We start from the raw sequence: 19,019 nt of genomic DNA, 5'->3' as shown, positions 1-19,019 counted from the left end.
CCCCCATGGTGTCTTTTTGGCATCAAAAAAGTGTTTGACAAAACATTCAGCAACAATTAACATTCAACTATATGGTTGAATATACACTGAATCTCGACTTAATCTTTCACTCGCTGGCAGATCCCACCAGGCGAGACATTTTGGAGCGCTTGGCAAAGCGATCTATGTCTGTTGGTCAGATAGCCCGGGATTATGAACTGACGTTTGCGGCTGTCTCTAAGCATGTAAAGGTGATGGAGAAAGCCAGGCTGGTTATAAAGCAGCGGCGTGGAAAGGAGCAGATTGTGAGTGCAGCACCCAGTACGGTCAAGGACGCTTCAGAGTATCTGAAGCGCTACGAGGCTATGTGGAGCGAGCGTTTTGACGCTCTTGATATGTATCTAAAAAGTAACTAAGGAGATGTATATGGCAGAATCACGAACGCTAACTATAGAAAGAATCTTTGACGCACCAGTAGAAAAAGTATGGGCAGCCTGGTCTCAGCCCGCAGAAATTGCTAAATGGTGGGGGCCGAAGGACTTTGGCTCGGAAGGCAATAAAATTGACTTTCAGGTGGGTGGCAAGAGCGTACTGTGTATGGTGTCACCAGAGGGCCAAAAAATGTACAGCGGCGGTACCTATAAAGAGATCGTAGAGCATCAGAAAATTGTGACAACTGATAGTTTTATGGACGCCGAAGGCAATATTATATCTGCCAAAGAGTACGGTATGGCTGCTGATTTCCCCAAAGAACTATTGATAACAATCACCTTCGAAGCGCAAGGTGACAAAACCAAGCTGACCATTCAGCATGCCGGCCTACCCGTTGGTGAAGACGCCGATATGGCTGAGGCTGGCTGGAACGAATCGCTTGATAAACTGGCAGAAAGCTTAAAGTAAGGAGTATTGCATGCAAAAGATAACCCCATCACTATGGTTTGACAAAGAGGCCGAGGAGGCCATGAAGTTTTACATCGACATCTTCAACAGCGCCCCCAACAAAAAGGCCGAGTCAAAGATTGTCGGCATCACCCGCTACCCAGACGACCAGCAAGTAGGACCCATGAAAGACATGGGCGGCAAAGTGCTGAATGGCATATTTGAACTGGCTGGCCAAAGGTTCATATGCCTGGATGGCGGCCCGATATTCAAGTTCAATGAATCAATTTCTTTGTATGTAGAAGTTGCCGACCAAGAAGAGTTGGACTATTACTGGAACGCGCTATCGGCCGTCAAAGAATCCGAACAATGTGGCTGGCTAAAAGACAAATTTGGTTTGTCGTGGCAGATCATTCCTGCCCGCATGGGCGAGCTGCTGGGCGACCCAGACAAAGAAAAAGCCGGCCGCGCCATGCAGGCCATGCTGCAGATGCATAAAATTGATATAGCCGCACTTGAAAAGGCGTATAAAGGAGAATAACTATATGGGAAAGACCAAATTTACGATCGAACCAGGACAAAGCACTATAACTATCGAGCGGGAGTTTGATGCTCCCCGAGAAAAAGTATTTGCAGCATTCATCGACCCGGATGTAATCGGAAAATGGTGGGGTGGAAAAACGTACGAGACAACTATCGAGACGTTCGAGCCTCATGCTGGTGGCAGTTGGCGATTTGTGCAAAAGACCTCAGACGCCGAGTATGCGTTCCATGGTGTTTTCCATGATGTCACTGCGCCAGAACGGGCTATCCAGACGTTCGAGTTCGATGGCCTACCAGAATCAGGACACGTTGCCATGGATAGCATGTGGCTGACCGAAGAAAACGGCAAAACAAAGATGAAGATTGTCTCTGCGTTCCAGTCTGTCGAAGATCGTGATGGCATGGTTGACTCTGGCATGGAAAAAGGTGCCAGCGAGGGCTACGATGTCTTGGCAGAAATTGTAGAAAGTGCCTAAAAAGCCATGAACAGTGGTGACCTAAAAGCGAAGTTCTCGGGCACGGTAATCGTGCCCGAAGACCCGGGGTATCGGCAGGTGCAAAGTACGCTATTTTTCAAAGGCGCACCAGCAGTCGTACTGCAACCCAAAACCAATGACGACGTTGCGCTGGCTATCAAATACAGCCGTGAGAATTCGCTGAAGTTGTCAATCCGCAGCGGTGGTCACAATGGTGCCGGTTTTAGCACTAACAAGGGCGGTGTGGTAGTCGACCTGTCGCTTATGAAAGATGTGCAGGTGATTGACCAAACCAAACACATCGTCCGGATCCAGGGCGGAGCGATTTGGGGCGACATTGCCAAAGAATTGCACAAGTCAGGCTGGGGGCTGTCGTCCGGCGACACCATATCAGTCGGTGTTGGCGGGCTGACACTGGGCGCTGGTGTGGGCTGGATGGTCCGCAAATATGGCTTGGCTATAGACAGCCTGGTTGCGGCAGAGGTAGTAACAGCTGACGGCAAAGTAGTGCGGGCCAGCGACTCAGAAAACCCCGATTTGTTTTGGGCGCTGCGTGGTGGCGGTGGAAATTTTGGTGTAGTGACGGCCTTTGAGTTTGCTGCTCATCCAATTGGCAAAGTCTTTTCTGGCAAAATTGTGTACGGCTTGGACGCTTTGCCTCAGCTCATGACCGGCTGGCGCGACGCCATGCGGACGGCGCCAGAAGACCTGACTACTATGCTGGTGACACTTCCTTCATTTATGGGTATGCCACCGTCGGCGATTGTGATGTGCTGCTACGCCAGTGATGACAAGTCAGCCGCTGACAAGGCTCTGAAGCCGCTGAGAAACCTTGGCAAACTTGTCAGTGATGACGTTAGTCGTATGGAATACTTTGAAGTTTTAGAAGAAGCGCACCCACCGGAAGGCACGGAGGTAATTGTCAAAAATGGCTTTGTGTCGGATTTTAGCGACGAGCTTGCGCACACAGTAGCCGGGCTGTATACGGGAGAAACGGGGCCGATCCTGCAGATCAGGGGCACTGGTGGGGCTATGAACCGCGTCGCTGCTGACGCTACAGCTTTTGCCCATCGTGCCAGCGAGGCGTTGATAGTAGCACCAACATTTATGCCACCTGGTGCTACTGCGGCCGATAAAGAAAAAGTGCTTCAGCCATGGCGACAAATCGCACCGTTTACCAAAGGCGCCTATATCAATTTCTTTACAGATCCAGATGAACCCATAGACACCATGTATCCACCAGCTACGCAGAAAAAATTGGCCAAGGTAAAGAAACAGTACGACCCCACCAATGTCTTTGACCAGAACTTCAACATCAAACCCTAGACTCGAGGTGGTCAGGGGTCAACGGATACGCTACACTATAGAAAAGTAAATAAAGGACAACCGCATGGCAAAAACGTCAGAAAATGCGATTGCAGTCAAGAATCTGCAAAAATCCTACGGCGACCTAAAGGTCCTGATGGGAGTGAATTTTACGGTCGAGCGTGGGAGTATTCTGGCGCTGTTAGGGCCTAACGGTGCTGGCAAGACCACTACTATCAAAATTTTAAGTACACTGTTGCAGCCAGATGGCGGCTCGGCTTCTATCAACGGCTTTGATATTGTCAAAAATTCTGCCGATGTCCGGGCAAACATTGGCCTGACTGGCCAGTATGCCGCAGTAGACGAATACCTCACCGGCGAAGAAAACCTGCAAATGATGGGCCGCCTGTATCGCCTGAGCATGGATGATACCAAGCGTCGGGCCCAACAGCTGCTGAGGCTGTTCGACCTAACCGAGGCCTCTAAGCGTACGGTCAAAACCTATTCTGGCGGTATGCGCCGCAAGCTAGACTTGGCTATGAGCATGGTGGCTTCGCCGCCTATCGTGTTCTTGGACGAACCAACCACCGGCTTGGACCCCAGGTCACGCATGGCTATGTGGGACACCATAAAGATGCTGGCCAAGAACGGCATTACTATCTTGCTAACCACTCAGTATATGGACGAAGCCGATCATTTGGCTGACAACATTGTGGTGATCGACGGCGGCAAGGTTATTGCCGAAGGTACAGCCGATCAGCTAAAGAGCAAGGTGGGCTCTGACCGCCTAGAGCTGACCATCAGCGAAAAGAGTGACTTTGAGCAAGCCAAGAAAGCTGTCGACGGCAAAGGCCTAAAGGCTGATCCAGAAAATCGTACCCTCAGTATCGCCAGCAAGGGTGGCATATCTATGGTCAAGACAACCCTGCAGCGACTAGAAGACGCCAAGATTTCTGTTGAAAATATTTCTATGCACCGTCCAACCCTAGACGACGTGTTCTTGTCACTGACTGGTCATGTGGCTACAGCCGAGGACCAAAAGAATGAGGCACATGCCAAAAAGAAGAAAGGAAAGAAATAACATGAGTACTACCGAGAACGAACTCATCAGTACCGTGCAGCCAGAGCAACGCTCTAAATTATTCTGGCTGTTCAACGATATCTACGAAATGATCAAGCGCAGCGTGCGGCACATTATCCGTAGCCTTGACCAAGTCATGTCACTGATCATGTTTCCTATCATGTTCATGTTACTGAACCGCTACGTTTTGGGCGGGTCAATCAATACTGGCGATGTCAGTTACGCCAACTATCTGTTTGCCGGCATTTTGGTGCAGACCTTGGCCTTTGGCGCCAACTACACCACTATCAACATTGCTGTGGATATGAAAGAAGGTATTGTAGATCGTTTCCGCTCGTTGCCTATGTCTAGTAGCGCATTGATTGTAGGACACATTATTGCCGACCTGTTCCGCAACATCATATCTGGTGCCATCATTATTTTGGTTGGCTTTTTGGTTGGATTCCGTCCAAGCGCCAGCTTGGAGGATTGGTTGCTGGTTATCGGACTGTCGTTGCTGTTCACGCTGGCTATTTCTTCGCTGTCTGCCATTCTGGGCCTGATTGTAAAGAGCCTTGAAGCGGCGCAGTGGATTGGTTTTGTGCTGATCTTTCCGCTGACCTTCATTTCCAGCGCCTTTGTCCTGACCAGCACGTTGCCTGGTCCGCTCCGGATCTTTGCCGAAAACCAGCCAATTACGCATGTCATTAATGCCACTCGTGCACTGTTGGTGGGTACCCCAATGGGTAATGCCGGCTGGCTGTCGGTTGTCTGGTGTGTGGGCATCATCGTGGTGTCTATCCCGTTGACCGCCTGGCTGTTCCGCCGCCGATCTGCAAGCTAGGTATGGCGCAGTATGTAGCCCTGCTCCGTGGTATTGGCCCGCTCAATCCAAATATGCGTAACGAGAAAATTCGCGCCGTGTTTGAAGGATTGGGCTTGGTCGATGTTCAGACGGTGCTGGCAACCGGCAACGTGCTGTTTGAATCGAACAGGCGGGACACTGCCCAACTTGAGTCAGATATAGAGGCTGCCCTGCAGCCACAGCTGGGATTTCATAGCACCACGGTTGTTCGAACTCGGCAGCAGATGCAATCGCTGCTGCTGACACATCCTTTTGAGTCTATGCTGTATTCCAAAAAGACCAACCTGAATGTGACCTTCCTGAAGAAAGCTGCCAGCACCCGTTGGCAGTTTCCGTATAAAAACCCAGATAAAACCTACACCGTGCTTGCCATGCAGGATATGGCTGTGTTTAGCGTGGTAGATCTCACCGGTGCTAAGACACCAGATTTGATGGTTCGACTAGAGAAAGAATTTGGCAAAGACATCACTACGCGAAGTTGGAATACCGTGCAAAAGATAATAAAAAAATGGGAAGGCTAAGACGCTTTTCGTCCTTTTGGACTCATCAGCATAGATACGCATCTATGGAAACGGATAGCGATAGCATAAGGATGGTTCAAATGAACCAGCACAAATGCTACCGACCTGGTCGGACCAGGATTTACCTCTTTATTACAGGAGCCGTGGCGGCGAGGGTCAGTTCTCGACGACGGCGAAGCCCAGGCGGGGGCTCATGAAGCCATCGTCGGTGGTGACCCCGGTGATGCCGGCGGCGAACGTCATGTCGTACATGGTGCCGTAGTAGTTCCACTTGAAGGGCACCTGCGAGAGGTGGGCTGGGAAGTCGTTGGTGCTGAAGCCACTGAACGAGTGCTCCATCATGCGACCCCAGTCGAAATCCTCGCGGAGCTTGGCGCCCTGCTGGGTCTGGGTGTGGGCGAAGAACGCCGTGAACCAGCCGTTGATGAAGGGGCCACCCGAACCGCCGCCGTACTTGTAGATCGACCGCCAGAAGTTCTCGTCCACCTGGTGGGCGGACGCGGTGGCATGGATCTTCTCAAGGACCGGCAGCAGGTTCTCGAAGTAGGCCCGCAGTCCGGGGAACTCGATGGACAGACGGTCGGTCATGGAGTAGAGCGTGTCCCAGTCCTCGGCGGTGCCCTCCAGACGGATCTGGGGGATGCCGCACATGGTCCGCCACTCGAACTCGTAGTAGGAGCTCACGACGTCCATGAATGCCACCAGCACCGCGGTCTCGTCCTCGATGGTCGTGGTCGAGAAGGCGGGCAGGAACAGCTGCATGGTGCGGTCGGTCACCTTGGCGGCCAGCGGCTCGCGGATGAGGTTGATGGACCGCATCCAGTCGGACGGGGCGTCGTAGCGCAGGCTGTCGTCGCGGACCTCGATGGTCTGCTTCTGGCTGGGCGTACGGGTGAACGCGGCAGCGTAGCGGTCCGAGTTCTGGCGGACATGCTCGGCCACTTCGTGGACGATCATGTACCACACCCAGTCTGGCGACAGGCTGAACGGCATGTGAGCCGCGAAGCATTGGTGCAGAGCCTGGAGGCCGAGGCTGACGTTGGCCACGCCGTAGCTGGCCTCGTCATGGTCACGACCATAGGAACTGTTCACCGCCGTGACCACATGCAGCTTGTTGCGGCTGTTGTAGTGCACCCGGGTCGGGTTGTCCAGCACGGTGTCCAGGAAGCCCTCGTTGGAGCGGAGTTCCACCGTGACGTTGGTGGGTTCGTGCTGCCGGCCGCCGTGGCGGGGCCGCTGGATGGGGGTTTCGATGACGAAGGTCATCATTTCCTCCTGTAGGATGTCGAGGTGCGCTGCCCTAAGGCAACATCAAACCGCACTTGACGGAAAGAATAAATATATTATAGCATAAATAAATACTTCATACAACTACATGCTTGAAAGACAGACTGCATAGGTTGGTATACTTAAAAGCTAAACAGGAGCTTATATGTGTCGAAATATAAAGACGTTATTCAATTTTGATCCGCCAGCTACGGACGAAGAAATCCATGACGCTGCCCTGCAGTTTGTGCGCAAGCTGTCTGGTTTTACCAAGCCGTCACAGGCCAACGAAAAAGCCTTTGACCAAGCAGTTGAAGAAACGGCGGTGGTGGCAAAGAAGCTACTGGTTTCGCTGGTGACTCATGCCGACCCGCACAACCGTGAAGAAGAAGCCGCCAAAGCACATGCCCGCGCGGTTAAAAGATTCGGTTAGCCTACCCCTTTCGTGCGGAAGGCCTAACAAAGTGTAATCATCTGGCTCTCTGACTGTAGGTCTTGTAGAATTGAATAAGCAAAAGCAATCTTGGACCGCTCTAGCCTGAAAGGATTCCTAAATGAGTGCCGAACTACAGAATGGCTTGCACACTGAGTTGCCGCCAGCAGCTCAAGAGCACGTAGACCAGCTGCATCCTGATCTTCAGCAGGCCATGGGTAGTCAGCTACTTCGCCTGAGCCATGCTGATTTTCATAAAAATGCAAACGCTGAGGTAGTTTTTGGCAGCCAAGAGCCTGCCAGTACAGAAGTCGGAGAATATGGGCCACAAGTAGATCGAGTGGGACATTACATTACCGAAGCGTCGGCTGCGCTCCATGCTGCTCACGATAGATTGACTGAGGCGGGCCAAGCAGAAGGGGTTATTTCGGCCGAAGGCTTAGCCGTGGCCGCACATCGCCAGCTGGTTGAACAGGCTGCGGATAAAAAGCGGGACGGTGATACCGAGGCAGCTATTTCGAGCCTAGAGACGGCTTTGATCATTCAAAGTCTCACGCCGCACAATGACTACGACAAGGGTCAGGATGTATTTGTACATACTGCCGTCAGCCAAAATCTGGCAACCGAGCTGGTGCGAGCTACCAAAAACACCTTTGGGGTGGTAAGTGTGCCCCCGGCTGGCAGTGGGCGCTTCACCGCGGTAACACCAGTATCGCGGTGCAGTCAGCGTTCTAGCGCACTACTAAAAGTTGCTTCAGCAGAAGACTTCTCTGATGACTTTTCGGATACTCAGCCATTTTTGGATGAAGCACATACCAGAGAAACGGCTGATCTATCGCAGGATGACCTGCTGAGTCTCACAAGAGCGGCAGTAGGTCGGCATAGCCCCGAAGAGGCAAAAGCTTTTGCCACCAAAGCTTTAGAAGTAACCGAAAAACGCACCGAAGATCCTGATGCTCTGGCTGCACTATTGATCCAGGCAGAAGAACTCAAAGTAGACGACCTCGATACGCGCCTTACTCGCCTCCGGGCTGAACGTCGTGTTGGAGATAGTTATGTATCAATGATGGATTTGACGCCAAAGACTATCCAGCGGGCTATTCCCCGGCTTGTTCACGCTGGCCACGAAGAGTTAGCCTACGATCTCATATCTTCTCACCGTGGGGAGCTCTGGGGTAGCAAAGATGCTGTCCATGACTGGCTAGGAGTGGATACGCCAGAGGCCGAACGCATTGTGAAGACTATTGAAAATTTGCACACGCGTAAGCAAGAAGCACTTACTGTTACCCTGCAAGCTCACGGTGCCTCCCAGGAGGTAATTGACGATATGGTTGCATATAGTGAGGCGGTTGATCCAGACCAGGCGGCCGCGGTCAGTTCTGATTTTTGGCCTCGGTACGAGAGCCTTGACTCAGAGGCTCGACATGCTCTCCTGAAGGGGGACGGAGCCATGGAAGACAGGGCGTCAGCCTTGGTGGTGCTAGAGTCTCGTGGTTTTCACGAGGATGTCCCTCAGGTAGTGGATGCCCTGGCAAGGCTTGAGGGATCAGAGGCGCAGACGCAGTTTGTAGCATCTTTGGAGACCGCTTGGAAAGAAGTGAACGACGCTGCAGATGAATCAACTAAGGAATATACTACTTTGGGTAGGAAACATGTCTTATTGCAGTTCGAGGACCCGAGTCACGCCCTGCAGATCGCTCGTCAGGTATTTGGTGAAGAATATCTAGACGATGTAGGTAAGATTTTGTCTATTTGTCGTGATAATTCGGACGTCTTGGTGGCCATACCCTCTGGTTTGGCCGAGCAGTTAGTAGAGTTCAGGGGCCAGGTGGGTGATGAGCTGTTTAACAAAGCCATCCAACAGGCGCCATATAGCCAAGGCAATAACCAAGAATATTTGACGAGTTTTATGCGGGCAACAGAACAGGTGGGTGACTTTTTGGGCGACCCAGGTATTCGATCTGCACTACTCAATCGGGCAGATCCTCTTGACGTGGCAAAAGACGTTTTAGGGACCAGGGCTCGTTTGGAGGCATATGGTCTTACGCTGAGTGAGATTCAGGCGTTGCCCCTAACAACATTGAAGCATTCACTAGACCGAAAAGAAGAGGAAGGTGGCCTGACGGAATACATACGAGAGCTTCGGTTCGAGGCCGAAATGCGGGCTGGTTTTGGGAAGGCCTGGGAGGCCAGAATTGAATCCTGGAATGCCCGTAAAAAAGCAGCCGAGAATGGAGAAGAGTCTGAGGCCAATACTCCCGAAGTAGCGCGCAAATCTGAGCTAACAGATTTCAAAGTTTTTGAGAGCTATTTGTCGAAGCTTGGGTTGGGACACGAAAGAGCCTTTAGTATGTTCGCGAGCTGGAACACTAAACGCCCTCTAGAGAACGAGATCTATGATCTCGAGCTCGGAATGGAGCGTGACAGTCAGCTGGCAGAGAATGTGACGCAGCACGTAGAGGCCATTGTGCAAGAGGCTCGGCCCCTCGCCTCCTTTGTGGAAGCCTATGGCGCGCAAGAAACTTTGGCAATTATTGATACATTTGGCATACATCATTTTACTCGCTATGATGCCCGCCAGCTGCACCAACAATTACTGGTATGGCGCAAAGGGGACGTTTCACCTAAAAACATCGTGGTATCGGCACACAGTGATCATAATACTGCGTTTAGGGCTACCGGAAAGAACTCTGCCGAGCAGCTTGGTAGAAAGAGGACATATAAGAACAAGCATGAGGAAGCTACTCGCTATACGGCCAATGGACTATTCTTTTTCGAGGCTAGCGCTAAGGCTGACATAGCCAAAGTTGCCCTGGCGGTTGGCCAGCGAGAAAGACAAAACGGCCGCGATCCACGTCACGGTCGGCTAGAAAATTTCATCATCCAGGCACACGGAAGTCCCGAGGGTATGGATCTTGGCCCATACTCGGGGCAAGAACTGAACGCAGATGACTATGTAAAGGCTCGGCAGGGTCGCTACTCACTAAACCAAGACGCTTATCCTAGGACTAGAGTGCAAGCAAATACCTTTAGCCAGCACCTGGGGGATAATTTTCGGATAGTCTTGTCTTCCTGCAGTGCGGGGGCGCTGGGGGGAGTTGGCCAGGCTATGTCTGGAGGGCATGGCAGGCATTTAGTTGGAGCCGCAGAAGTTATAAGTACAATGACAATCGAACCCAACGGGAAGGTTACCTATGAGCACGGGGGAGCTGATGTGCTTGCAATGCAGTATAACCAGGGCGTGGTAGAGCAAGAATAGCGTTCACAACCGGCTCGTTTTGTACGGAATTACTGGGATGGAAGGCAGGCTTCCCTAAGCCCTAAATCGTTTGTGCCAGTCGGTTGATAGGTTCAGGGCAACAGCATAGGGCAGGGCGTGCTGGCGGGCGGCTTCCCGCAAGGCGGTGTTTTCAAACTTGATCTTATCTTGTTCGACAACTTCAATGTACTGCCGAAAACCTTCTATGTGTGGCCAGGCGCGCCTGAGTAGAAAAGTGCCCTTTTCCATATTCATGGCTCGTTTGCAGCTGGCGGCAGCCAGGTAGCTGGCCAGACCATACAAAATGCTGCCAATCCCCCACAGAATGGCAAGTGTCAGCAGCGCGGTGTCGCGGTGTACGCTGATGTACGGATTGTTGGGCCCCAGCGAGGCTTCGGTTGTGCCCCAGTCTCCGTTCAGGAAAGGTGGCAGAATAATGAGCGGGATGCTGATGAGTCCGCCCACAAAGAAGTACCGTAGCCAAGTACCACCAACAGATGATGGGCGATGCAAAAAGCCTTTGGCTCGTAAGTCTGCCTCTAGCTGCAGCTGTATGCCTGACGTCCAGAGTTTGGCGTCGCTCCGAAGCACTCGCCATGTGGGATCGTGCTGAATGCTCAGCAGTATCTCTTCCTCAAAGCTAGTCACCTCTCGGTCTTTTACGATATCGGTCGTGACGCGCATATGGAAATCTATGGCTCCCAGCTTGCTGTGTGTGAGCGGTTTGAGCGCTAGCTTGTGCCGAAGCTCCAGGTCAAAAATAGTTGCCAGCAGTTCGGCTTCACCAAATGCACGGTCATATAGATATGCTATCTCACTTGGGCGCAAGTCGTTGGGTGCGGTGTACTCGGCAATGATGGTCTGCTGCTTACTCCAGCGGCGTTTGGCGTTGGCAATACGGATCTGCCTGCTTAACACTCCCACCAGCCACCCCACCGGCAAAGCTAGCGCTAGAGCCCCGAATGATAGAAGCAAAGAGCTAACAGACTGATTCATGATTCAATTCGCTTCAGGGTTTGCTCTAGATCAATGCCCGTGCCAATGACGGATTTCCATAGATCGCCATGCTTTTTCAGGCGGGCTGGGGTGTTTTTGATGGTGAAGTCACTTGGCTTCAGCCCCTTCTTTACCTCTTTCCAGTGCAAGGGCATAGATACGCTGGCGTCTTGGGTTGGGCGCACCGAATAGGGCGCGGCCAGCGTTTGGCCGGCACGGTTCTGCAGAAAGTCCAGGTAGATCCTGTGCTTTCGCTTGTCTGGCATGCGCTCTACGCTGGTGATCTTGGGCAGGCGGGTGTTGACCTCTAGGGCAATCAAATGAGCCAAATTCTTAGCTTGGTCGTAGCTGTATCTGGCCTGCATGGGGATATAAATATGCAGGCCGGTCTTGCCCGACGTTTTGGGGTAGGTGGGGATTTTCCACTGGTCACAGACCTTTTTGACTTCTTGGGCAACTTCTATGACTTTCTCGAAACTGACGCCTTCCGGGTCTAGGTCTATGACAACCCAGTCGGGTTTTTCTAAGTGGTCAGCGCGGGAATTCCAGGGATTGATCTCTATCGAGCCCAGCTGAACGAGGTATAGCAGGGTGCTCAGATCGCCACCTACAATCCAATGCAGGTCTTCTTTATTGCTTTCTGAAAAGATATTGGCGCTGGGTACCCAGTCTGGCAGATGTTCGTTGTTTTTCTGAAAAAAGCTCTCGCCGGTGATGCCATTGGGCATGCGGTTCATGGATAGCGGTCGATCTTTCAAATAGGGCAGGATATAGTCGGCAACAGATTCGTAGTATCTGAACAGATCGCCCTTGGTGTATTTCTTTTTGGGAAAGAATATTTTGTCTAGGTGTGTTGGCTCAAACGGCCACCCCTTGGCATTTTTTGTTGGCTTGGTGTCTGGTTCTGTGGGTTTTTCCCGTTTCACGTTTTTTGGCTCCTTATCTGCCCGGAGGCCCTTAAACTCTGGGTGACGCATAAACCCGTCACTGGTCCATTCGGCAAACTCCATTTCACAAACTATCTGCGGTCGCACCCAGTGTACCGGTGCGTTGGGTTTGGGCTGGGTGGCAAAGGGCGAGCTTTTGCGTTCTATCTTGGCCAGCTTTTCCTGCAGTGCCTCACGGTCCTTGTCTGGAATGCCGCCGCCCGAATGACCAACGTAGACAAAGTTGCCTTTCTCGTATACTCCCACTAGCAGCGAGCCCAGATATTTGCGGCCGCCTCGCGGTTCGGTGTAGCCACCAATGACTACTTCTTGTCGCTGGTGAGTTTTGATCTTTTGCCATTCCATACCACGGGTGTGTTCGCGGTACAGGCTGTCGGCCTGCTTGGCTATCATGCCCTCGAGGCCTTTGCGCTGCATAATGGTAAATAGTTTCTCGCCGTGTTGTTCTACGTGGTCGCTATAGATGAGGGTGGGGTGATCGGGCAGGATGCTCTTTAGCAAAGCCTTGCGTTGTAGCAAGGGCATAGTGCGCACGTCGCGGCCATCGCACCACAAAATATCAAACACGCAGTAGCGGATCGTCCCTGGGGTGTCGTCCTGTCCAGAACCGGGGTCCCCGCCAAACCTGTTTGGTGGGGCTTGATAGCCTTGCAACCACTCAAAATGAGAGACGCCGTCTTTGCCCATTACTACAATCTCACCGTCTAAAATCACGTCGTGGTCAAAGGCTTGTAGGACTTCTGTCACTGGCGAATATTTGTCGATAAAGTCTAGGCCATTACGGGAGTACAGTTGGATGTCTTTGCCTTTTTTGCTACCAATGGCTCGGTAGCCGTCCCACTTGATCTCGAACAGCCAGTTGTCGCCGCTAAAAGGTTTGTCTACCAGGGTAGAAAGCATGGGTTGTACAGCCCATGGCTCGGCTCTTTTGGGGTACCGCGATAGATCTGGCAGTTTGCCGTGGGCGCCCAGGTCGTCTACGTGTTTGTGGCTTTTAACAGATTCGTCCTGGGTTGTGATGTCGGCGTTGCTGGCATACTGGTCACTCTTTTTTATAAGCAGCCAGGCGTTGTCCTCCTTGGCATTGGGCATTTTGATAAAGGCAAATTCGCCCTTCAGCTTCTTGCCATGCACGATAAAAGTGATATGTCCTTTGCGCAGATCTTTTTGCAGGGACTTTTCGCTGCCTTTGGGGTCGCGAGGCTCATACCAGCCTTCGTCCCAGATGATGACATTGCCCGCGCCATAGCTGCCTTCTGGTATAACGCCTTCGAATTTGCGGTAGTCATACGGGTGATCCTCGGTCTGGATAGCCAGATGGTGGTCGTGCGGGTTCATGCTGGGGCCCTTTGGCACCGCCCAGCTCTTTAGGACGCCGTCCATTTCTAGGCGAAAATCGTAATGTCTGGCAGTGGCATGATGCTGCTGCACGACAAACTTTAGCTTACCGTCACTTGGCTTTCGTGTGCCGCCCTTAGGTTCGGGCGTTTGGTCAAATTTTCGTTTCTTGAAGTACTTGGTTAGGCCCACCCTACTGTCTCCTTGGTTAGTCTTTCAGGCTTGCCTTTAGGGCACTCATGATGTCTGTGGCAGAAGTCTTTTCTGGTTCTGCCGATTTCTTGACGGTGATTTTTTTGCCTTTTGTTTTGGCCTTGATCATTTCCTCGAGCTCTTCGGTGTAAGTGTCTTTTAAATCCTCGGCTATAAAAGGCTTGGTGCCTTGTTTGACCAGCTTCAGGGCCATTTCTAGTTCTTTGTCGGTTACTTCTTTATCTGTGGGCAGGTTGAGTTTGCCCGGTTCTCTTAAATCGGTCGGGAAGCGCATTTGATTCAGTACCAACACACGGCCTACGGGCTTGAGCACGGCCACATGCTCGCGCTGGTGCATCACAAACTTGGCCAGGGCCAGTTTGCCGGATTTTTGCAACGCGGATCGCAGCAGGGCATAGGCTTTTTCGCCGCCCTTTACTACCTCTAGATAGTACGGTTTTTCAAAGTAGCGGATGTCTATATCACCCTCTTCTACAAACTGCTGAATGTCTATAGTCTTGGATTTTTTGACATCTAGATCTTCCATGTCTTTTTCAGACAGTACTACATAATCGCCGTCGCGGTATTCGTAGCCTTTGACGATGTCTTCCCACGGCACTTCTTTGCCATCCTTGCGACAGATGCGGGCGTAGCGAATAGGCGAGTGGTCTGCTTTATGTAGCATATCCAGGTCTATGCCCTCCCGCGGGTTGGTGCCGCTGAACATTCTTACTGGTATATTAACGAGTCCAAAGCTAATAGATCCATTCCAGATTGGCCGCATGCGTGCCTCCTTACTGTACGTTAGCTGTCATATAACCCTTATGGTAACATGTCCCGAATCTATCGAGGGTGGTAGATGTAGCAATACAACATAAACTAAAGCTATAATGCTCCTATCCAGCGCACCCCCATAGAGATGAGGTAGTTATGCGGAGGAAGTTCATTTCAGTAGTAGTGGTTGTTGCACTGTTGGTAGCTACGGCTGCCTGCAGTGGCGGAGATGACGATGACGACCAGTCTTCGTCCACTACCACAACGACAGCTGCCACCACCACAACGGGCGGCCAGACCTCGACCACCCAAGATGAGGGCGAGGTCCCGGTGACCGCCACGACCGAACCAGATCCCAGGCCGGGAACCTGCGAAGTGTCCTGGAACACCCAGCCGGAGACGGTGCCGCTGGAGGCTTCCAGTACCCTGGGCTGGCTGGACAAGACGCGTACCGGCAAGCATCCGTGCTTCGACCGTGTGGTCTTCGACTTCGGTAACCAAGCTGGCAGCGCCGGACCCGGAAGCTTCCAGGTCAGCTACGTGGACGCGGTCACTTCCGACGGCTCAGGTGACACCGTGCCCTTGGACGGCCAAGCTTTCCTGCAGGTGACGGTTCGCACCATGGAGCCGCCGATCGACTCGGACATCCCCAACGATGTCAACCACCAGGTCAACTGGCCGGCGCTGCGCGAGGTCAAGTTCGGAGGCTTCTTCGAGGGCTCCTACATCGTCGGCGTTGGTGTCAGCCAGGAGTTGCCGTTCCGGGTGGGCCGGGACAGCGACAGCTCGGTGTTCATCGACATCGCTCACCCCGCGTGAGCATCAGCCTTGTCCGGGTTATTGTTTCCACTTGGAGACGACCGGGCAAGGCTTCTATTTTTTATAAATCATTCAGCTCCTAAAAACACAAAAAGCATTATGTCCTTGGGAACTGTCCAGGCGGCGGGTTGGGGTTGAGCCTCAGGCTCTTCCTCTTTCCCGCCACCTGGCAGCTCTCTGTTATGCCGCTACTGCGACCTAGCTGTTGTACATCTCGTGCTCCTTGCCGTGGGCGATCTCGGCCAGGTCGTCCGGGTCGTCGATGTAGCCGTCGTCCGGGTCGCCGTAGCCGTGGTCGTCGTAGCGGTCGAGCATGTCGTCCTGGTCGTCTTCAGGCACGGGGTCCGTGATCTCGTGGCACTTGGAGTGCTCGTCCTGGTTGACGAGGGGCCACCGGCAGTGCTCACACAGGGGGAACGCGGTCTGACGCTCGGCGATGCTGTACGCGGCGGCGTAGTGCTCGCTGGTACCTTCGGCACCGGCCCACTTGTCGGCCACGCGGACGGCAGCGATCTCGTCGATCTCGAAGAGGTCGTTGAGGAAGGCCATCGGGTGGTCAGCTGAGTAGGTCATGACTGCTCCTTGGTCGTGATCTTGCGATCAGTGGTCGGTATGGAAGTTGATCTTGTAGCCCAGGTTCAAGTGGCCAAGCAGGCGGAGCAGAAGTCCCTCTATGGCAGGAAGACGGTAGGTATAGGCCCATCTCCTGATAGCGATGAAGCTGTCAGAGGTAAGCATGTCACCGTGCGGCTCCATGATTCGCTCCAAGACAGCCACGCTGCCTTGAGGAATGCCGTGATGGACAAACTCGACGGGATCAGCTTCACCATTGGTATGATGCAGCTGAAACCTGACTTGGTCGCGGGTATCGAAGTCGATAGACATATTGCTCCTTCGGCTCGTGATCTCTCAGATCAGAATTTGCGATTGGAAACAAGAACACGAGAATCTTGTAATTGTTCCCAATCGCAATAGACACCAAAGCGGTTAAAACAGAGAGCTATTAAGGTACTTTAGAGGTGGTTTCCCAGCGCTACCAAAGTATTTAGTACATTAGCATAAATTTCGCAAAAAGTCAAGATTAGCAACAGGGGTGGAGATTTTATAGATTCATCAGGCTGGCCAGCTTGCGGGTGACACCTACGCCCAAAAGTGAAACAGCTCCTAAAAACAGAAAAAACTTTCTGTGCTTGGGAACTGTCCAGGTGGGGGAATGGGGGCGAGCGTGAGCTCTTCCTTTTTCCCGCCACCTGGCAGCTCTCTGTTATGGCCTCAGGCCACCCAGGTCGAACCACGTGTGTTCGGATTGGCGTTGTGCTCCCGTAGGGACGCGGTCTCTGCACAAGTGCAGGCGTAGGCCGGCTGGCCGCAGATGCCGGGACAGATGTCCTCGTCCGGGTCGTAGTAGCCGTCGTCGTATTCGTCGTCGACCATGAGGCCTGGCCTGTCACCGCCGCAGCGTGCTTCGGTCCAGGAGTCGGTCTCGTCATGGCTGTCGACGTACTCGTCACGGGTGTCGTAGCCGTCGGGGTAGTTGTCCTCGATGTCGCAGGTGCAGACTTCGAGTTCTCGGCGACAGTCAGAGCAGAGAATGCTGTCCTCCCAGCAGGGCATGCAGTAGCCGTCCTCGGCCGCATATCGGGAACAGTGGAGCGACTTGCACAGTGTGGCGGTGTGGCAGTTGCCATCGCACTCGGATTCTGGCTTGCCGCACCCTGCGCGACACAGGTACTGGTTGTCCCAGCAGATCTGGCAGAGTCGGTCCTTGACCGCGGGCTTGTCCCAGCAGCTATGACAGAGCAACTCCATCTCGGCTTGGTCCATCTCGGCGTCGAGGGCGTCCTCGGCAGCCTGGCTTGCACGGCAGAGCCGGTGGAACCTGTCCGTGTCGGACAGAATCGGGAAGGAGCAGCCGCCGCCATCCTGGCAGAACGACGTGAAGTCTTTCTGGTGGTACGCGACGAACTCCCAGATGTCGTCGTACAGCTTGCTGTCCTCCAGCGGGGTGCTGCAGAAGCGCTCCAGGAGCCGCGCAAGGCGGATGCTGGTCTTCTTCAGGCGGACACCATAGAGGAACTTGAAACAGAGCAGGAACGGGAAACGCATGGGTAACTCCTTTTGATCGGTCCAGGGCGGACAAAGGTCGTGGTAAACAATAAAAACACGACATATCTTCGTGTACTTACTGCTCACCACGACCCCAAAAGGGGTCAATAACAGAGAGCTATTAAAGTACTTTGGAAAGAGACATAATCCCCTCAAAGTAGTACATATTATAACATAAATGATAGATAAAAGTCAATATCAGTAAACCTACCTGTATCCACCCACCATACATCTTGGACACATCACCCTAAACTAGAAGGAGTGAAAGTGAGAACAAGATCTATGACCGGAAAACAGCTCCAGGTATACGGAGCTCGTATCCGTTTGGCCTGGTTTCGCAAAGCCGAGGAACTCGGCTCCGTGGTGGCGGCTTGCCGCTACTACGGCATTCCCCGCAGCGAATACTACTACTGGCGCAAGCGCTGGCTCGCCAGTGGAAAGCGGTTGACGAGCCTCTACGATCTACCGCGGACGCCAAAGAGCCATAAGGCTGATACAGATTCAGAGACTACTAGCCTCATTGTCCAGCTTCGGCTCGGGCTGGGCTACGGCGAAGACAAGCTTGCGCATGTCCTTACCCGAGACTATGACGTTACTATCTCCCACCATGGCGTTGGCAATGTCCTGAGACGTGCTGGCTTGCTTGAGCCACGCAAGAAGCGGATGCGGACACAGCGGCGGCTGAATCCGTACCCGTACGCCCCGGGTGAAGTTGGCCAGTTGGACGTGAAGCATTGGAAGCACACCGCCTACCAATATGATCTTATCGATTGCGCAACGCGCATTAAATACAAACGGCTCTATCCAGGCTACGACCCGGCCACTACTGTTGATTTCCTGGAACATGCTATCCGGTTCTTCGAACCAGCCTTTAGCTTTCAAGCAATCCAAACCGACAACGGCATGGAGTTTGTCTACGACCAGCTACCACAAACAAAGCCGGACACCCTCACCGCAGCCCAACGATGGCTCGCAGGTCACGGTATCCGGCATGGCCGGATACCACCACGAAGCCCGCATCTTAACGGCCGGATTGAGCGCAGCCATGGTGTGGACAAAGACCGTTACAAGAAGCTGACAACCAACAGCCATGCCAAAGCCGAACTCCAGACATTTCTCATTGAAGACTGCCTTGACTACAACTTCTACCGGCCACACAGCATGCTCCGCATGCTGACGCCCGTTGAATATCTGCAAAGCCTAGACGGCTTTGCAGATGCTACACTTGATACAAGTGTCTTATATGTTTAGTGGGTGGACC

At 52.8% G+C, this 19,019-nt stretch carries 20 protein-coding genes; 12 read left to right on the top strand and 8 right to left on the bottom strand.

Annotated features, from left to right (window positions below; translation table 11 throughout):
• The first annotated feature begins 71 nt into the window (after positions 1 to 71).
• The 8 genes from VK694_03560 to VK694_03525 all read left to right on the top strand — a co-directional run bounded on the left by VK694_03560 (position 72) and on the right by VK694_03525 (position 5,628).
• Complete coding sequence (locus VK694_03560) at positions 72 to 395, top strand: metalloregulator ArsR/SmtB family transcription factor (GenBank protein HTE57799.1); 324 nt, start codon at positions 72 to 74, stop codon at positions 393 to 395.
• Between the two features lie 10 nt (positions 396 to 405).
• The gene (locus VK694_03555; GenBank protein ID HTE57798.1) at positions 406 to 879 is read left to right on the top strand and encodes an SRPBCC domain-containing protein; all 474 of its coding nucleotides are present in this window, start codon (positions 406 to 408) and stop codon (positions 877 to 879) included.
• A 10-nt stretch (positions 880 to 889) separates the two neighbouring features.
• Positions 890 to 1,399: a VOC family protein gene (locus VK694_03550; protein HTE57797.1), complete on the top strand. Its 510-nt coding sequence runs from the start codon at positions 890 to 892 to the stop codon at positions 1,397 to 1,399.
• A gap of 4 nt (positions 1,400 to 1,403) precedes the next feature.
• Entirely contained in the window at positions 1,404 to 1,877 is a 474-nt protein-coding gene (locus tag VK694_03545; GenBank protein ID HTE57796.1) for an SRPBCC family protein, read from the top strand.
• A 6-nt stretch (positions 1,878 to 1,883) separates the two neighbouring features.
• On the top strand, positions 1,884 to 3,203 hold the full coding sequence (locus tag VK694_03540) for an FAD-binding oxidoreductase (GenBank protein HTE57795.1): 1,320 nt from the start codon (positions 1,884 to 1,886) through the stop codon (positions 3,201 to 3,203).
• Between the two features lie 64 nt (positions 3,204 to 3,267).
• The gene (locus VK694_03535; protein HTE57794.1) at positions 3,268 to 4,263 is read left to right on the top strand and encodes an ATP-binding cassette domain-containing protein; all 996 of its coding nucleotides are present in this window, start codon (positions 3,268 to 3,270) and stop codon (positions 4,261 to 4,263) included.
• 1 nt (position 4,264) lies between these two features.
• Entirely contained in the window at positions 4,265 to 5,086 is an 822-nt protein-coding gene (locus VK694_03530; protein HTE57793.1) for an ABC transporter permease, read from the top strand.
• A gap of 2 nt (positions 5,087 to 5,088) precedes the next feature.
• The gene (locus VK694_03525; protein ID HTE57792.1) at positions 5,089 to 5,628 is read left to right on the top strand and encodes a DUF1697 domain-containing protein; all 540 of its coding nucleotides are present in this window, start codon (positions 5,089 to 5,091) and stop codon (positions 5,626 to 5,628) included.
• A 156-nt stretch (positions 5,629 to 5,784) separates the two neighbouring features.
• Here VK694_03525 and VK694_03520 read toward each other — a convergent pair whose 3' ends face one another.
• On the bottom strand, positions 5,785 to 6,894 hold the full coding sequence (locus VK694_03520; GenBank protein HTE57791.1) for a DUF4419 domain-containing protein: 1,110 nt from the start codon (positions 6,892 to 6,894) through the stop codon (positions 5,785 to 5,787).
• Between the two features lie 166 nt (positions 6,895 to 7,060).
• On the opposite strand from VK694_03520, the gene VK694_03515 reads away from it, so the two are divergent.
• Both VK694_03515 and VK694_03510 read left to right on the top strand, forming a co-directional pair.
• Entirely contained in the window at positions 7,061 to 7,327 is a 267-nt protein-coding gene (locus VK694_03515; GenBank protein HTE57790.1) for a DUF2277 domain-containing protein, read from the top strand.
• Positions 7,328 to 7,448: 121 nt separating this feature from the next.
• Positions 7,449 to 10,586 (top strand): hypothetical protein, encoded by a 3,138-nt coding sequence (locus VK694_03510; GenBank protein HTE57789.1) that lies wholly within the window; start codon positions 7,449 to 7,451, stop codon positions 10,584 to 10,586.
• Positions 10,587 to 10,640: 54 nt separating this feature from the next.
• On the opposite strand, the gene VK694_03505 is transcribed toward VK694_03510, so the two are convergent.
• The 4 genes from VK694_03505 to VK694_03490 form a co-directional block, all read right to left on the bottom strand.
• A complete protein-coding gene (locus VK694_03505) occupies positions 10,641 to 11,582 on the bottom strand; it encodes a hypothetical protein (GenBank protein ID HTE57788.1) in 942 nt (313 codons plus the stop codon).
• The gene (gene ligD / locus VK694_03500) at positions 11,579 to 14,059 is read right to left on the bottom strand and encodes a DNA ligase D (protein ID HTE57787.1); all 2,481 of its coding nucleotides are present in this window, start codon (positions 14,057 to 14,059) and stop codon (positions 11,579 to 11,581) included. The genes VK694_03505 and ligD overlap by 4 nt, the downstream gene beginning before the upstream one ends.
• A 16-nt stretch (positions 14,060 to 14,075) precedes the next feature.
• A complete protein-coding gene (locus tag VK694_03495) occupies positions 14,076 to 14,843 on the bottom strand; it encodes a Ku protein (protein HTE57786.1) in 768 nt (255 codons plus the stop codon).
• Positions 14,844 to 14,955: 112 nt separating this feature from the next.
• On the bottom strand, positions 14,956 to 15,174 hold the full coding sequence (locus VK694_03490; protein HTE57785.1) for a hypothetical protein: 219 nt from the start codon (positions 15,172 to 15,174) through the stop codon (positions 14,956 to 14,958).
• Here VK694_03490 and VK694_03485 point away from each other — a divergent pair.
• Complete coding sequence (locus VK694_03485) at positions 15,164 to 15,652, top strand: hypothetical protein (GenBank protein ID HTE57784.1); 489 nt, start codon at positions 15,164 to 15,166, stop codon at positions 15,650 to 15,652. The genes VK694_03490 and VK694_03485 overlap by 11 nt on opposite strands.
• Positions 15,653 to 15,850: 198 nt before the next feature.
• Here the strand turns inward: VK694_03485 and VK694_03480 are convergent, their stop codons facing one another.
• From VK694_03480 to VK694_03470, 3 genes are all read right to left on the bottom strand, one after another.
• A complete protein-coding gene (locus tag VK694_03480) occupies positions 15,851 to 16,225 on the bottom strand; it encodes a hypothetical protein (protein HTE57783.1) in 375 nt (124 codons plus the stop codon).
• 27 nt (positions 16,226 to 16,252) lie between these two features.
• Positions 16,253 to 16,537 carry a hypothetical protein gene (locus VK694_03475; GenBank protein ID HTE57782.1) on the bottom strand — a complete coding sequence of 95 codons (285 nt, stop codon included), beginning with the start codon at positions 16,535 to 16,537 and terminating at the stop codon, positions 16,253 to 16,255.
• A 387-nt stretch (positions 16,538 to 16,924) separates the two neighbouring features.
• Positions 16,925 to 17,758 (bottom strand): hypothetical protein, encoded by an 834-nt coding sequence (locus VK694_03470; protein ID HTE57781.1) that lies wholly within the window; start codon positions 17,756 to 17,758, stop codon positions 16,925 to 16,927.
• Between the two features lie 267 nt (positions 17,759 to 18,025).
• Between VK694_03470 and VK694_03465 the strand changes: the two genes are divergently transcribed.
• A complete protein-coding gene (locus tag VK694_03465; protein ID HTE57780.1) occupies positions 18,026 to 19,009 on the top strand; it encodes an integrase core domain-containing protein in 984 nt (327 codons plus the stop codon).
• The last annotated feature ends 10 nt before the right edge of the window (positions 19,010 to 19,019 follow it).

Source organism: Verrucomicrobiia bacterium (genome assembly GCA_035489575.1).
Classification (GTDB): domain Bacteria; phylum Patescibacteriota; class Saccharimonadia; order Saccharimonadales; family JAGQNK01; genus DATHJY01.
This window is presented reverse-complemented; position numbering and strand designations above follow the sequence as displayed.